The organism is Paraburkholderia sp. J67 (genome assembly GCF_905220265.1).
Lineage (GTDB): Bacteria > Pseudomonadota > Gammaproteobacteria > Burkholderiales > Burkholderiaceae > Paraburkholderia.
This window is the reverse complement of the sequence record NZ_CAJMZK010000005.1, coordinates 61,265-75,664: the sequence shown is the minus strand read 5'-3', so window position 1 is coordinate 75,664 and position 14,400 is coordinate 61,265. Positions and strand designations below refer to the sequence as shown.

Here is a 14,400-nt window from a genome sequence, read left to right as displayed (position 1 = left end):
CAGGCCATGTTTGCGGAAACGACGCCATGCCAGACGTGCTGAAACGGGCGATGCGCGGGATTCGTCGCGCAAGCCTCACCGGCAAGCTGTTTGCGGCGATGCTCGTCGTCAACGTGCTCGTGATCGGCGCGATGGCGCTTGGCGCGCGCCTGAGTTTCGAGCGCGGCTTCATCGGCTACCTCGAGCAGCAGGAAGTGAAGCGGCTGGAGTCGAGCGTCGGGCCGCTGGCGATGGCGTATCGCGACCACGGCAGCTGGAATTTTCTGTTGCAGAATCGCAGCCTCTGGCACGAGATCATGCGGCCCTATGCACCGGCGTCGTATCCCGTCTCGAGCCGCGCGCCATTGCCGCGCTTGCCGGTGTCGTCGCTGATCGGCACCAACACGCGCTTCACGCTGCTCGATGCGAACGGCGCCTATGTGTTCGGCAATCCGTCGTTCGCGGCCACCTCGCCGCGCAGGCCCATCGTGGTCGACGGCAAGACGGTCGGCTGGTTGTTAATGGTGCCGTTCGAGCGCGCCGCCGAAACGGGCGATCTGCGCTTCCAGAAGACCCAGCGCGAATCGAGCTGGATCATCACGATCGCGGCCACGCTGCTGGCGATACTCACGACCTTGTGGATGGCGCGCGCGCTCGCATCACCGCTGCGCCGGATCGCCAGCGCGACGCACGCGCTGGCGGGCGGCGACCTGGGCACACGGGTCCCGGCGGTCTCCAGCGGCGACATCGGCCAGCTCGAACACGATTTCAACCACCTTGCGCAAGCGCTGGAGAGCACCGAGCGCATGCGCTCAGCGCTCGTTGCCGACATCTCGCACGAACTGCGCACGCCGCTCGCGGTGATGAGCGGCGAAATCGAGGCGATCGAAGTGGGCTTGCGTCCCGCCAATGTGGAGGCGGTTCGCTCGCTCGGCGGGGAAGTGAAGCGCTTGAGCCGGCTGGTCGACGATCTCTACGATCTCTCGCTCGCCGACGTGGGCGCGCTGCGCTATCACCACTCGCAGATCGACGTGTGCGAAACGCTGCGCTCGGCGCTGCGCCGCAGCGCGCGGCGGCTTGGCGATGCCGGCCTCACGCTGCAAACCGATTTGCCCGATACGCCGCTGTGGGTACGCGGCGACGAGCGGCGCCTTCAGCAGGTGTTCACCAATGTTCTCGAAAACGCGCTGCGCTATGTGGATGCGGGGGCCGTCGTGCGCGTGGCGGCGCGCGAGGATGCGCGCTCGGTGCGCATCGACTTCGACGATAGCGGGGCGGGCGTGCCCGACGCGATGTTGCCGTCGCTCTTCGAGCGCTTCTATCGCGTCGAGGCATCGCGCAGCCGCGCGACCGGCGGCGCGGGTCTGGGCCTGCCGATCTGCCGCGGCATCGTCGAGGCGCATGACGGCCACATCCACGCCGCGCGCGCGCCGCTGGGCGGCCTGCGCATCGCTATCGAACTGCCGCGCAGCGAGGCAACCCCAACAGGCCGCCCGGAGGCGGCGCAATCATGAGTAACCTGCGAGTCGGACATGAGTGACGAAGTACCCATCGACATTTTGATCGTCGAGGACGAGCCCAAGCTGGCGAGCGTAATGGCGGAATTTTTGCGCGCGGCGGGTTTCACGACGCGCTGCGTGGCCGACGGACGCGAAGTGGCGAGCGAGGTGGAACGGCAGATGCCAGGGCTGATCGTGCTCGACCTGATGCTGCCCGGCCGTGACGGACGCGATATCTGCCGTGATCTGCGGACCTTCAGCGACGTGCCGATCATCATGGTAACGGCGCAGGTCGAAGAGGTGGATCGCCTGATCGGCCTCGAACTCGGCGCGGACGACTACATCTGCAAGCCGTTCAGTCTGCTGGAACTGGTCGCGCGCGTGAAGGCGATCCTGCGTCGCGCGCGCTTCGAACGCTTTCCCGAGAGCGCGCCGCTCAAACTCGACGAAGAAAAATTTCAGGCGACCTTTCGCGGCGTGACGATCGAATTCACACCGATCGAATTTCGCTTGCTCAAGACGCTCGTGATGCGCCCGGGCAGGGTGTTTTCACGCGATGTCCTGATGGACCGGTTGTACCCCGATGGTCGCATCGTCGAGGACCGCACGATCGACAGCCACGTCAAGAAAATCCGCCGCAAGTTCGAGGCGGTGGCACCCGATGAAGATGTGATCCAGTCCGTGTACGGGGCGGGTTTCCGGCTGGCTTTGTAGGTTCATTCGACGGCGTCGTGCACCGTCTCGTGCCTGCGCCCGTCAACTTCCCATTCCTTAATAATCATTACCCACACCTTCCGGGCACATCTGGCCCGCGACTCCCTTTGCCATTCGGCCATATTCAATGGGCGCCACGAATCGGCAACGAATTAGATTCGATATCGTTATTTTGAGCAATGGAATTTTTAAATGAAATCATTCCATTTGACTGGATTATGCCCGCCTAAATATAGTCGTTGGTTTGAGTAGTTGCCTACGCATCTTTCCAGAGAAACATACTACTCATCGTTATAGCATTTTTGACATCCGTAATTGCATCCGCCATTCCGTTACCGGCGGACTGCACGTAGAAGTTTAACGATTGACACAGGATGAACGTCGAAAGAATGGGTAGTAATCGAGTGCGATGACGTGCGATCAACCAGTCTCATGGATGCCTGAAGCGGCTGTATCGTTTTTCTGAACTGTCAAAACACACGATCACTGCTGCAAACGGGACGCGTTCATATAAAAACGATGGCCGAGGCGACTTTCCCGACCTCATTGACCTACTTGCGTCCCGCCACGGCGAAGGACGAAGATCTCGTGGCGCGCTTTCAGCCGGTATTCGATCGCATCGCCGAAGGCAATCTCGAACGCGAGCGCAAGCGTACCTTTCCTTTCGAGCAGGTCCAGTGGCTCAAGGATGCGGACTTTGCGCTGCTGCGCGTGCCCAACGAGTTCGGCGGATGGGGGGCGTCGCTCGAACAGACGTACTACCTGCTGGCCTTGCTCGCGGAGGCCGATCCCAACGTCGCTCACGTCTGGCGCAATCACCTGGCTTTCGTCGAAGATCGCCTCAACGCGAAGCCGTCGTCTGCCAACGACCGCTGGCTCCAGCGCTTCCGCGACCGTGAGTTTGTCGGTGGAGGCTGGACGGAGGCCAACAACGGCACGTATGCCACGATCAAGACCACGGTGACGCGCGAGGGCGACCGCTACAAGGTCAATGGCGCGAAGTTCTATGCGACCGGCAGCCTCTACGCAGACTGGCTGGATGTGATCGGCAAGGGCGAGGACGGTTCGCTCGTCACAACCCTCGTGAGTCGTGACCAACCGGGCGTGGTACTGAACGACGATTGGCCCGGCTTCGGGCAATGCACCACGGCCAGTGGCAGTGCCACTTACCGTGACGCCATCGTGCATCAGGGCGACGTTTTTCCGGCCAGCGAACGCGTAGTCTACCAGGGCCACTTCTACCAGACGGCGCTGCTGGCCGTGCTGACTGGCATCACGCGCGCAATCCTGCGTGACGGCATCGCGGCGCTCAAGACGCGCGGGCGCAACTACCCGCAAGGACTCGATCCGGTGCCGGCGCTCGACCCGCAATTGCTACAGGTGATCGGCGAAGTATCGGTACGTGTTTTCTCGACCGAGGCTGCGCTGCGTCGCGCCGCGCACTCGCTCGATCTCATCGCTGCGGCCCAGGCGGCAGGCGATGTCGAACTGCGCGACAAGCGCGCTCTCGCCGGAGAAGTGGCCGTGTCTCAGGCGCAGCTCACGATTATCGACGGCGTCCTGTATGCGGCCACCCATATCTTCAACGCGCTCGGCGCGTCCGCCACCTCGCAGGAAACCGCGCTTGATCGCCATTGGCGCAATGCGCGTACGCTTGCGTCGCATAACCCCGTCGCATACAAAGCTCGCATCCTCGGCGACTACCTGGTCAATGGCAAGTCGCCGGTGTCGAGCATCGACCGGTTAAGCCGTGGCGGCCAGGGCAATTAAGGAGACCGCACGATGGCAGCGCCTTACCTCGCCCTTGGCCTCGCAGGGCCGCACCTGCTGGAACTCACCACGAACCGCGCGCTGCTGGCTCGCTGGGACGGCTTGCCAGTCGCGTTTACCGTGCTGGGAATCGACCGCATCGATGGCAGCGCGCCTGCGGCCGCCACGCTGGCGAGCAGCGCCGCCGCCGCCACATTGGCGGGCGCGACGAAAGGCGGTCGCTTCTTCGTTACGGCAACGCCACAGCGCGATCACCCCTATAACATCGCGCGCCGCACAGCCTCCCTGGGGCACCTGTCGCACGGTCGCAGCGGCCTGTTGATTGGCGTGCGCGATGCCTATGCGCCGCCAAGCCCGACGCAAACGCTCGCCTGGGAAGACACGAAGCGCGGCGGCCGCACGCCGCTCAACGCCCAGACGGCCTTCGATGCGGCCCGCGCGGTGCGCGCACTGGAGCAAAGCTGGCCGTACGATTCCATCATCGGCGACCGGGACACGGGCATCCTCGTGCAGTCGAACCGCATCGTGCATGTCGATATCGAGACGAGCTTCTCGATCGCCGGCCCCCTGAACGCGCCTGAGCCGGCAACGGGCGCATCGGTGATCGCCTGGTACGCGGCGACGGTTGCCGATGCGCCGCCCGCGCACGCTGACAATCCGGTCGATCTCGTCCTCGGCGCCGCCGGTCCGGTGCCGGTGGTGAGGTTGGGCCAGGAGCCGCCGCCAGGTGCACACACGGGCGTCGTGCTGCGCGCCGGCCTCGACCAGTCAGTGAGCGAACTGCTCGACACCGCACAGCGGTGGCTTGCCGACGGCTTCGCTGCCGTCGCGCCCGGCGCATCGCTACGCGCCGCGCTTGATCTGCCTGCGCCGAAACCGTTGCCGTCCACCGCGCGGGCCGCCTTTCCTGTGCCACAGCCGCACGTCTCGCCTTAGTCAGGAAGATCCCCACCCATGACGAACAAACGATCTGGTCACGTGCTCCTCGGCATTAACGTATTGATCCTGGGTTATCTGCCGGCGGCATGGAAAACGCCGCTGCTGAAGAAGGATGCATTCATCGATCCGGAATACTGGACGAACCTGGGCAAGACCGCCGAGCGGGGCACGCTCGACGCGCTGTTTCTCGCCGACAGCCCCTTGCTTGGCGACCCAGCTTACGACGCGAATCCGATCCGCCTCGACCCCACGGTGCACTGGGGCCAGGTGGCGACGGCAACCTCGCGGGTGGGTCTGGTCGCCACCGCCTCGTCGACCTTCAACGATCCTTTTGAGCTGGCCGAGCGCCTTCTCTCGTGGGACCACCAGACCGGGGGACGCGCGGCATGGAACTGCGTCACCACGCGCAACGTGCCCGCAGCGCGCAATTTCGGCATGTCCGACATCCCAACGCGCGACGACCGCTACGAACGCGCTAGCGAGTTCGTCGATGTCGTGCGCGCGCTGTGGGAATCGGGGGCCACGGGTCGCGACGTGCATCACCACGGCGACTTCTTCGACATCGACGGCCGACTGCGCGTGCCGCCGTCGAAGCAGGGCAGGCCGATCATCTTTCAGGCGGGCGGCTCGCCTCAGGGGCGTGCGCTCGCGGGCCGCGTGGCCGAGGGCGTCTTTGCCGCCGAGCTCACCCGTGACCAGGCGATCGAGCACTATCGCCTGGTGAAAGGCGTTGCTCGCAGTCATGGCCGCTCGCCCGACGACGTCAAGGTCCTCCCGGGCCTGTTGCTGAGCCTCGGCAGCACCGAGGAAGAAGCGCGTCGCCGTAGTGATGAGCTTCATGACGCTGGCCCGGCTTCGTATTCGATTGGATGGCTATCGCAAGCGATCGGCTATGACGCTTCCACGCTTGAGCTCGACGCGCCATTTCCTGAAGAAGTCCTTGGCCCTGTCAAGGACACCAAACGATTTCTCGGCAGTCTCGGCTTTCGCGATTCGATCGTCGCGCAGATACGCAAGACCAACCCAACCGTGCGTGAATACCTCAGGCAGACGCGCTACACCGGCTCAGGCCATGCTGGATTCGTCGGCACGCCAGAGCAATTGGCCGATCACATCGAGAACTGGTTCCATGCGGGCGCCATCGATGGCTTCAACCTGCAACCCGACCGGCTTATCGACGGGCTGGACGTGATCGTCGATGAACTCGTGCCCATCCTGCGCAAGCGGGGTTTGTACCGTTACGAGTATGAGACGGAAACGCTGCGTGATCATTTACGGGCCGCCTCGCCAACGCCGGCCTTTCAGGGCTAAACCACTCATTGTGGAACCGGGTGCCGTCAGCAACTTGAATTACGCATCCATCAATCAATTACAAAAACTCTGTATTAGCAGCGATCACGACAACACGAGATAACGATAGCGGTTTTCATTCGTTGTCAATTAACAGTTGTGCCAACTAAAGTTAGCGGCCTTTATTTAATGGATCAGCGCATGGATTATTCACCCTCCGTTCTGGACGCCGCTCATCGGGCAAATCGCATCGGTACGTCAGAGCTTGCGCTGATCTTCGCACGCAAGGTGGGCATGCAATGAGCGTAGAGGTTCGGGTTCTGCGTTCTGGCGAAGAGTGGCTTGCCGCGTTCAGCGTGTTCAGCTCAGCCATGATTGGCTTGCCGATCCTCGCCGACCAGGATGCCCAGCGCCTCGCTGCCGCCAGCGAAACCGGGCGCGTCTACGGCGCGTTTTATGAAGGGCAGCTCACAGGTATGACGGAGTCGTATGCGGGCACGTTGACAGTGCCCGGAGGAGCCCGTGTGCGCCACGCGGCAGTGACGCATGTCGGCGTGAAGCCGGGGTGGGCTCGACGGGGCATCGTCAGCGCGCTGCTCGAAAGGCAACTTCGCGACGCGCGGGCAGGTGGCGACGTTCTCGCTTCGTTGCGGGCGTCGACTGCGGGGCTGTACGGGCGCTTCGGTTATGGCGTCGCAACGCACGCTGCTTCGGTCGAGATTGATGCCCGCCACGGGCGACTTCGTGTCGGGCAGCAGAGCGACGCGGTGACCCTTGTGGCCGTCAGCGCCGAATGGGAAACGATGCGTCACATCTACGAGCGACATCCCCCCGTGCGCGCTGGCGCGATCACCCGACCGGCGTACTGGTGGGAGCACGCGGCCATTCGCCAGCGCAACGCGGCGACGCCGTACTACGTCGCCGCCCATGCGGGACCCGATGGCCCGGACGGCTACGTGCGCTATCACGCGGGCCCGAGCGACGGGTGGTTCAGCGACCGTCAGCGCACGCTCGTCGTCGACGATTTCGTGGCGGGATCGGCACAGGCGTCGGTGGATCTGCTGGGCTATCTGCTGTCGCTCGATATCGCGCAGCGCATCGTCTTCTCCAGTTGCCCGCTCGACGAGCCGCTCGGCTGGCTGCTCGAAGATTGCCGGGATGCCACCGTAACCTCGGTATTCGACGAGACGTGGTTACGCATTCTCGACACCCACGTAGCGCTGAAGGCGCGCCGCTACAACGGTCTGGGCGAGGCGGTCATCGAGGTGACCGACCCGCTTCTTGCCGGCAACGGCGGGCGTTACCGGATTTCGGCGCGGGGGGCGGAGCCGACCGATCAAGCCGCGGATGTGACACTCGACGTCGATACGCTTGCCGCGCTCTATCTGGGCGGCACCCGCTGGTGGCAGATGGCGCGCGCGCAACGGCTCGACGTGCGTGCCGCCAGTGCGATCGCCGTGCTCGACGGGCTGTTCGCCTGCGAGTCGGCGCCGTATAGCGGCACGCGATTCTAGTGCCAGCAAGGTCAACTCATTTACCAACAACAATCACGAACATCAGCATGAAGTCGACATTTCTCTCACGCGCTGGACTGGCGGCAGGGCTCGCGGCATTCGCCGCGCTTTGTGTGGACGTCGGGGGGGCCAACGCCGCGTCTCCCGAGGTGGCGGTTCGGGGCGGCACGCTGCGTATTGCGTCGCTGGAGCCCGATATTGACGCGTTCGATCCGCAGACGGGCTACAGCATCGATTCATGGGAAATCCTGCGGGCGGTCACGCGGCAACTGGTGACCTATCCGGGTTCGACAACGAGCTTGAAGGACGATACGAAGCTGGTGCCGGATCTGGCGAAGTCCTGGGATGTGAGTGCGGACGGCAAGACCTACACCTTCCATCTGCGCGACGGTATCAACTACGCAGGCCCGACGCAGCGACCGATTGTTGCCAAGGACTTCGTGTACACGATCAAGCGGTTTTGCGACCCGAACCGCCAGGTAGCCGCGGTCAATTACTTCAATCTTGCATTCTCGGGCTTTGCGTCTTATTGCAAGGCGTTCTCGAAGGTGCCGACCGGCGACCTCGCCGCTGTGCGCCAGTTCATCGATACACATGAGATTGCAGGGGTCTCCGCGCCGGACGACAAAACGCTTGTGTTGCGCTCGGACACGCGCAACTACGACTTTCTGAACATCCTGTCGATGAACTTCGTGACGCCCTTGCCTGAGGAAGTGGCGTCGAAGTACTTCCCTGATTCGGCGGATTTCCGGCGTAATTTCCCGTCGAGCGGCCCGTACTACGTCGCGTCCTATGCGAGCGGGCAGCAGCTCACGCTTGCGCGGGTCCCGAACTACAACTACGCAAGCGATCCCGTCCGGCATGCGTACGCCGATCGCATTGTGATCGACTTCACGTCGAGCACCGAAGACGCGGTCGTGCAGAAGATCCAGACGGGCACTGCGGATCTTTCCCTGTACCTTGACGTGCCGCCGCTCGCGACGCTGCGCACCTACGAGTTGCAGAAGAGTCCGCAACTGCACGCGTCGAATAGCGGCGCGGCCGACTTCATCATCATCAATGCGCGTCCCGAGGCCGTGAGCGCAGGCGCGAACGCCCTGCGCAAACTGGCCGTGCGGCAGGCACTGGCCTACGGCCTGAACAAGGCGCATATCGTGCAGACTCAGGGCGGTTCGATCGCTGCGGAGCCGCTCGGTCAGATCATCACGTCGACCACGCTCGGCTATCAGAAGTTCGACCCGTATGCCACGCCGCAAAACCGTGGCGACGCGCAGAAGGCGAAGGCGCTACTCGCGCAGGCTGGGTACCCGAACGGGCTCGGGTTCGATCTCGCCTATCGTGCAAACGCGCAGTTTTCCGCTATCGCGGTGACGCTGAAAGAAGATCTCGCCGCCTCCGGCATCAAGCTCAATCTCCTGCCGATTCCGCCGACGCAGTTCCTGGCGTACCTCCAGGATCCGAAGAGCCGCTACGACCTGGCGCTTGGGCAATTCGCACCGGACTGGCAGGGACCGAGCACGCGGATGTTGCTGGGCGGTTGGCTCGACTCCGATGCGTCGCCGTGCGGCAAGGGCAACAACTACGCGATCTGCTACAAGAACGCACAACTGAACACGCTCGCCGCGAAAGCGTTCCCCTCGGACAACCCCGGCCCGATCTGGACCGAGGCGGATCGAATCGTTTCCGCCGATCTGCCGTGGGTGCCGCTCTTCGAGAAACGCAAGGTGGCGATCACGTCCGACCGTGTTACCCAGTGGGTGTGGTCGTCGCTCGCCGTGCAGGCAGACGTGACCAACATCGCGCTGCGCCAGTAAGCGCAAGGACGTCACCATGGCGCTTTTCGAAGTCAATGACCTGAGTGTCAGCTTTGGCGCGCGCGGTATGCGCACGCCGGTTGTCAACGGCGTCTCGTTCGCCGTTGACGCGGGGCAGACACTCGCGGTAGTCGGCGAGTCCGGTTCCGGCAAGAGTGTCTCACTGCTCGCGGCGACCGGCTTGCTGGGGCCTCGCGCGCAGGTCAGCGGAAGCGTGCGCTTCGAAGGCAGCGAGATCCTGCATCTTCCCGCCGCGCAGCTAAGGGCGCTGCGCGGTGCGCGCATCGGCTACGTGTCGCAGGACCCATCGAGCAACCTGCATCCGCTCAAGCGTGTCGGCGCGCAGATCGCGGAGGCGATTCGCGTTCATCGCCCGATGCGCGGCCGTGCGCTGCGCGAGCGCGCGGTCGAACTGCTGGGGGAAGTCGGTATCCGCGATGCCTGGCGGCATGTCGACGACTACCCGTGGCAGTTGTCCGGTGGAATGCGTCAGCGCGTGATGATTGCCATGGCGATTGCGATGAATCCCGCACTCGTGATCGCCGACGAGCCGACAACAGCGCTGGACGTCACGGTTCAGGCGTCGATCATGCGCTTGCTCCGCCAGCTTCAGGACCGGCATGGCACGGCGCTTGTGTTTGTGAGTCACGATCTCGCACTCGTCTCCGATATCGCACAGCGCATCGTGGTGATGCAACGCGGTGGCATCGTGGAAGCGGGCGACGCCGAGCAGGTCTACCGTCAGCCCGCACACCCCTACACGCGTGAATTGCTCGCGGCTTCGCTGCCGGTGGGCGCGCCACCGCCAAAGCCCAACGTGGAGGCGCCCGTGCAGGCGCGGCCACTGCTGCGGGTAGAGGCGATATCGCGCAAGCGGGTCAGCCGCACGGGCTGGCGCACGCATGAGCGGACCGTGCTCGACGAGATCTCGTTCGACCTGCACGAAGGCGAAATTCTTGGGCTCGTCGGCGAGTCGGGCTCAGGAAAGTCGACCATGGGTCGCATCGTCGCCGGTTTCGATCGTCCGGATAGCGGTCGTGTGAGGCTGGACGGGAAAACGTACGTCGAAGCAGGGCGCGGCTCGCCGCATCTCGATGCGGCCATGAGGCGCTCGATCCAGATGGTATTTCAGGACCCGTATGGTTCGCTCAATCCCAGGCAGCGCGTCGCGACCATTCTGGCTGAGCCGTTCGTCAACCAACGCCCGCCCCAGGCGGGGAGCATCGATGACGCGGTTGCGTTGCTGGCGCAACGGGTGGGATTGTCCGCCGACCTGCTCAATCGTTTTCCGGCACAGCTTTCGGGCGGCCAACGTCAGCGTGTCGCGATCGCGCGCGCGGTTGCGCTGCAACCGCGTGTCGTGGTGGCGGACGAACCGGTCTCTGCGCTCGATCTGACAACGCAGCGGCACATCGTGGCGTTGCTGCGCACGCTAAGCGACACATTGCGCGTCTCGTTCCTCTTCATTTCGCACGATCTGGCCGTGGTCAGCGAATTGTGCGATCGCGTGCTGGTGCTGGAGGGCGGACAGATTGTCGAAGCCGGACCACCTGACGAGGTTCTCGCGCGACCACAGCATGCGTTCACGCGCCGGCTTGTTCAGTCGATACCAGGCCGGGGCCGGCTGTTTCAGTCTGATTTACTGGAGGTTGACTATGTATAGCGGGGCATCTGCCGTTACGCCGCCGCCCAGGCAGGGCGAGCGCCCTCCAGGCCGTGTAGCGGTCATTGCGCGCAGCGTGTTGCGCGAGCGTGCCGTCGTAGTGGGCCTGGTGATCGTCGTCTGCCTCGTGGCAGCCGCGTTCGCGGCGCCGCTGGCGGCCGCCTGGCTCGGCCACGGTCCGACCCAGCAGTTTCGCGATACGGCGCTGTCCGATATGGGGCTGCCGGTCGGGCCCAGTCGCGGCTTTCCGTTCGGCGCGGACGATAGCGGCCGCGACGTGCTGGTGCGCACGCTGTATGGCGCACGCCTGTCCTTGCTGATCGCGTTGCCGGCCACCACGCTCGCGATGGTGATCGGCACGCTGATTGGACTCGTCGCTGGCTATCTGGGCGGCGCGGCAGACCGCATCCTGTCGCAGACGATCGACGTGGCGCTCTCGTTCCCGTTCATCGTCACCGCACTGAGCCTGATCGCGTTCGCACGCGGCGCGGACGGCGCGAGCAGAATCGACCCAGCCTGGCTCGTCATCATCGTCATCGCACTCTTTTCGTGGACCGGGTTCGCGCGGCTTGTGCGCGGCCTCACGCTGGAACTGAGGCAGCAGCCGTTTGTCGAGGCGGCGGCCATGTCCGGCGCGAGCCGCATCCGGATTCTCTGGCGCGAGATTCTTCCGAATATTGCGCCATCGGTAATCGTGTACTGGGCGATCCAGTTGCCGAACAACATCATTGCGGAAGCCACCTTGTCGTTTCTCGGAGTAGGGGTGCAGGCACCCACGCCCAGCCTCGGCAACATGCTTGCCGACGCGCAGCGCTCGTCGATGTATCAGGTCCAGCCGTGGTTTCTGCTCGGCCCCGGCATCACGCTGTTTCTGATCGTGGTGGGTTTCAACTCGCTGAGCTCAGGTTTGCGCGATCTGCTTGACCCGCATCGCAACCAGGACTGATCCGCATGCGAAATCTCTCTCTCCGGCTGCTCAGGACGGTCTCGACGCTGCTGATTGTATTGCTGGCGACGTTTTTCATTACGCGCATCGCCTATCAGGATCCGGCCGTGATGCTCGCGCCGCGCAACGCTACGCAGGAGACGATCGACGCGGTAGCGCACGCGCTGCGACTGGACGAACCCTGGTATCACCAGCTCTGGTACTACGTCTACCGGGGGCCGGACATTCTTGGCGCACCGATGGGCCTCGCGCACTGGCCACCGGCGCTGGGCTATTCGTTTCGCCATCAGGCGCCCGTGACGGATCTGATCCTTGCCAAGGTGCCGGTGACGCTGTCGCTGGCAGCGGGTGCGCTGGTCATCTCTGTGATCTTCTCAGTCGCACTCGGTGTGCTGGCCGCGCGGTTCGCCGGTTCATGGCTCGATCGCGGGCTTGCCGTGTTCGCGTACGGGGCGCTGTCGGTGCCGACTTTCCTGAGCGGCATGCTGGCGTCTTACTTCCTGTTTTATCAGTTGTCGCTGCGCGGCATTCATGTCTTTCCGGGCGGCGGCTATGTGCCCCTTGGCGAAGACGCAGGCCAGTGGGCGCGGCATCTGATCTTGCCGTGGCTCACGCTGTCGATCGCGGAGGTCGGCATTTTCCAGCGCATCGTGCGTGCATCGATGCTCAACGTATTGAGTGCCGACTATGTGCGTACGGCGAGGGCCAAGGGCGTGCCGGAATGGCAGGTCCAATTGCGGCACGCGTGGTCGGCTGCGTTGAATCCGGTGCTCGCGCTGGGCGGCCTCGAATTCGCGGGCGTCATGGGGGGCGCCATTGTGACCGAACAGATGTTTGGACTCGATGGCGTGGGCAGGCTGGCGGTCACTTCGGCGCTCGACGGTGACTTTCCTGTCGTGATAGGCACGACGATCTTTGCGGCTTTTGTCTTCGTCGTGTGCACGCTCGCTGTCGATTTGATCGTCCGCTGGCGCGATCCGAAAAGTGCAGTCTGATGGGCCAGACAGGGCGGGGCAGTGGGCGCACGTCCTGTACGTTGTTGCTAATACGAACTACATTTCTTTCACGAAGATATAAAAATGAAGAAAGCCTTTTCCGTCGGGGTGGTTATTTCTTGTGCCCCGCTCTGCGCGTTCGCGCAAAGCTCCATTAGCCTTTATGGCACCCTCGATGAGTCGATTCAATACGTTCACAATACAGATGGCAAAAGCACAAAAATAGGCCTTCAAGGCAGTCAGTATTCTTCAAATAAATGGGGATTGACGGGTACGGAGGATCTTGGCGGCGGCCTGTCCGCCATTTTCAAGCTGGAAAGTGGCTTTGATATCAATAGCGGAAAATCAAGCAGCGGCTTGCTGTTCTCCAGGCGAGCGTATGTTGGCATCAAGTCGGATACCTATGGCTCAATTACATTCGGCCGTCAATTCGACGCGCTCTCGGATCTGGTGACCGAAGTACAACCCAACTGGTATCAGTATTACTTCACCGCACCCGGCGACGTCGACAATGCAGACGGCAGCATTACCGTCAACAATGCGGTGAAATGGACCAGTCCCAATTTTCACGGCCTTCGAGTCGTATCGACTTATTCGTTTGGCGGCGTTGCCGGTTCGACCGGCTCTGGGCAAGCGTACACTGCGGCCGCGGCTTATACCTGGAACAAGGCTGAATTCGCAGCAGGTTATATGCATATCGACAACGGCAACGCTGTGCTTTCGAGCCGGGGCACAACAGCTGTGACAGGACTCTTTTCGTCCGTTGTCAATTCTGCCTATTCGTCAGCGAGCAGCATCAATATCGCCAGAGCCGGTGCGAATTACAATCTCTCGCCGTTCATCATCGGCGGTTACTATAGCTACTCGGAATATCTTGCCGATGGTCACTCGACATTTCATACGGCGGAGCGATACAGCAACGCATCGGTCTACGCGGTCTATCAGTTGAACCCCGCTGCACAGTTCGAGGTCGGCTATGATTTTCTGAAGTCGCATGGGGATTCGTCTGCGACCTATCATCAAGTCTCGATCTCAGGCGACTACCTCATCTCGAAGTCGACTGACTTTTACCTGTCCCTTGGATACGGCCATGCTTCTGGAAACAACGGATATGGCACAGCGCAGGCTGTTATCGCCGACTCGTTTCCTGACGCGGGCAAGAGCACGCAAGAACTGGCGATTGTCGGCATGCGGCATCGCTTCTGAGCGGCGTTTTGATGATTCCGGCTAGCCCCGCGTAGCCGAGGAAAGACCCGAGGCGGGCAACCCGACGCTCC

General features: G+C 63.0%; 11 protein-coding genes. All 11 read left to right on the top strand.

The annotated features are described in order from the left end of the window. The first annotated feature begins 26 nt into the window (after positions 1–26). A complete protein-coding gene (locus tag U5782_RS12015; protein ID WP_322044038.1) occupies positions 27–1,493 on the top strand; it encodes an ATP-binding protein in 1,467 nt (488 codons plus the stop codon). Positions 1,494–1,511: 18 nt separating this feature from the next. Continuing rightward, entirely contained in the window at positions 1,512–2,192 is a 681-nt protein-coding gene (locus U5782_RS12010) for a response regulator (protein WP_322044037.1), read from the top strand. A 519-nt stretch (positions 2,193–2,711) separates the two neighbouring features. Beyond that, a complete protein-coding gene (locus U5782_RS12005; protein ID WP_322044036.1) occupies positions 2,712–3,962 on the top strand; it encodes an acyl-CoA dehydrogenase family protein in 1,251 nt (416 codons plus the stop codon). A 12-nt stretch (positions 3,963–3,974) separates the two neighbouring features. Further along, positions 3,975–4,898, top strand: coding sequence for a hypothetical protein (locus U5782_RS12000; RefSeq protein WP_322044035.1), 924 nt, complete (start codon positions 3,975–3,977; stop codon positions 4,896–4,898). A gap of 18 nt (positions 4,899–4,916) precedes the next feature. Continuing rightward, positions 4,917–6,212 (top strand): NtaA/DmoA family FMN-dependent monooxygenase, encoded by a 1,296-nt coding sequence (locus U5782_RS11995; protein ID WP_322044034.1) that lies wholly within the window; start codon positions 4,917–4,919, stop codon positions 6,210–6,212. Positions 6,213–6,490: 278 nt separating this feature from the next. Then, positions 6,491–7,705, top strand: a complete 1,215-nt coding sequence (locus U5782_RS11990) for a GNAT family N-acetyltransferase (protein ID WP_322044033.1) — start codon at positions 6,491–6,493, stop codon at positions 7,703–7,705. A 47-nt stretch (positions 7,706–7,752) separates the two neighbouring features. Further along, complete coding sequence (locus U5782_RS11985) at positions 7,753–9,519, top strand: ABC transporter substrate-binding protein (RefSeq protein WP_322044032.1); 1,767 nt, start codon at positions 7,753–7,755, stop codon at positions 9,517–9,519. Between the two features lie 16 nt (positions 9,520–9,535). Continuing rightward, a complete protein-coding gene (locus U5782_RS11980) occupies positions 9,536–11,182 on the top strand; it encodes an ABC transporter ATP-binding protein (protein WP_322044031.1) in 1,647 nt (548 codons plus the stop codon). Continuing rightward, on the top strand, positions 11,175–12,128 hold the full coding sequence (locus U5782_RS11975) for an ABC transporter permease (protein ID WP_322044030.1): 954 nt from the start codon (positions 11,175–11,177) through the stop codon (positions 12,126–12,128). Before U5782_RS11980 ends, U5782_RS11975 begins: the two co-directional genes overlap by 8 nt. Before the next feature lie 5 nt (positions 12,129–12,133). Further along, entirely contained in the window at positions 12,134–13,123 is a 990-nt protein-coding gene (locus U5782_RS11970; RefSeq protein WP_322044029.1) for an ABC transporter permease, read from the top strand. A gap of 84 nt (positions 13,124–13,207) precedes the next feature. Next, a complete protein-coding gene (locus tag U5782_RS11965) occupies positions 13,208–14,329 on the top strand; it encodes a porin (RefSeq protein WP_322044028.1) in 1,122 nt (373 codons plus the stop codon). The last annotated feature ends 71 nt before the right edge of the window (positions 14,330–14,400 follow it).

What these genes read in the sequence shown, in the direction of transcription:
- U5782_RS12015 (WP_322044038.1), top strand. Translation starts at nt 27, where the DNA reads ATGCCAGACGTGCTGAAACGGGCGATGCGCGGGATTCGTCGCGCAAGC.
- U5782_RS12010 (WP_322044037.1), top strand. Translation starts at nt 1,512, where the DNA reads ATGAGTGACGAAGTACCCATCGACATTTTGATCGTCGAGGACGAGCCC.
- U5782_RS12005 (WP_322044036.1), top strand. Translation starts at nt 2,712, where the DNA reads ATGGCCGAGGCGACTTTCCCGACCTCATTGACCTACTTGCGTCCCGCC.
- U5782_RS12000 (WP_322044035.1), top strand. Translation starts at nt 3,975, where the DNA reads ATGGCAGCGCCTTACCTCGCCCTTGGCCTCGCAGGGCCGCACCTGCTG.
- U5782_RS11995 (WP_322044034.1), top strand. Translation starts at nt 4,917, where the DNA reads ATGACGAACAAACGATCTGGTCACGTGCTCCTCGGCATTAACGTATTG.
- U5782_RS11990 (WP_322044033.1), top strand. Translation starts at nt 6,491, where the DNA reads ATGAGCGTAGAGGTTCGGGTTCTGCGTTCTGGCGAAGAGTGGCTTGCC.
- U5782_RS11985 (WP_322044032.1), top strand. Translation starts at nt 7,753, where the DNA reads ATGAAGTCGACATTTCTCTCACGCGCTGGACTGGCGGCAGGGCTCGCG.
- U5782_RS11980 (WP_322044031.1), top strand. Translation starts at nt 9,536, where the DNA reads ATGGCGCTTTTCGAAGTCAATGACCTGAGTGTCAGCTTTGGCGCGCGC.
- U5782_RS11975 (WP_322044030.1), top strand. Translation starts at nt 11,175, where the DNA reads ATGTATAGCGGGGCATCTGCCGTTACGCCGCCGCCCAGGCAGGGCGAG.
- U5782_RS11970 (WP_322044029.1), top strand. Translation starts at nt 12,134, where the DNA reads ATGCGAAATCTCTCTCTCCGGCTGCTCAGGACGGTCTCGACGCTGCTG.
- U5782_RS11965 (WP_322044028.1), top strand. Translation starts at nt 13,208, where the DNA reads ATGAAGAAAGCCTTTTCCGTCGGGGTGGTTATTTCTTGTGCCCCGCTC.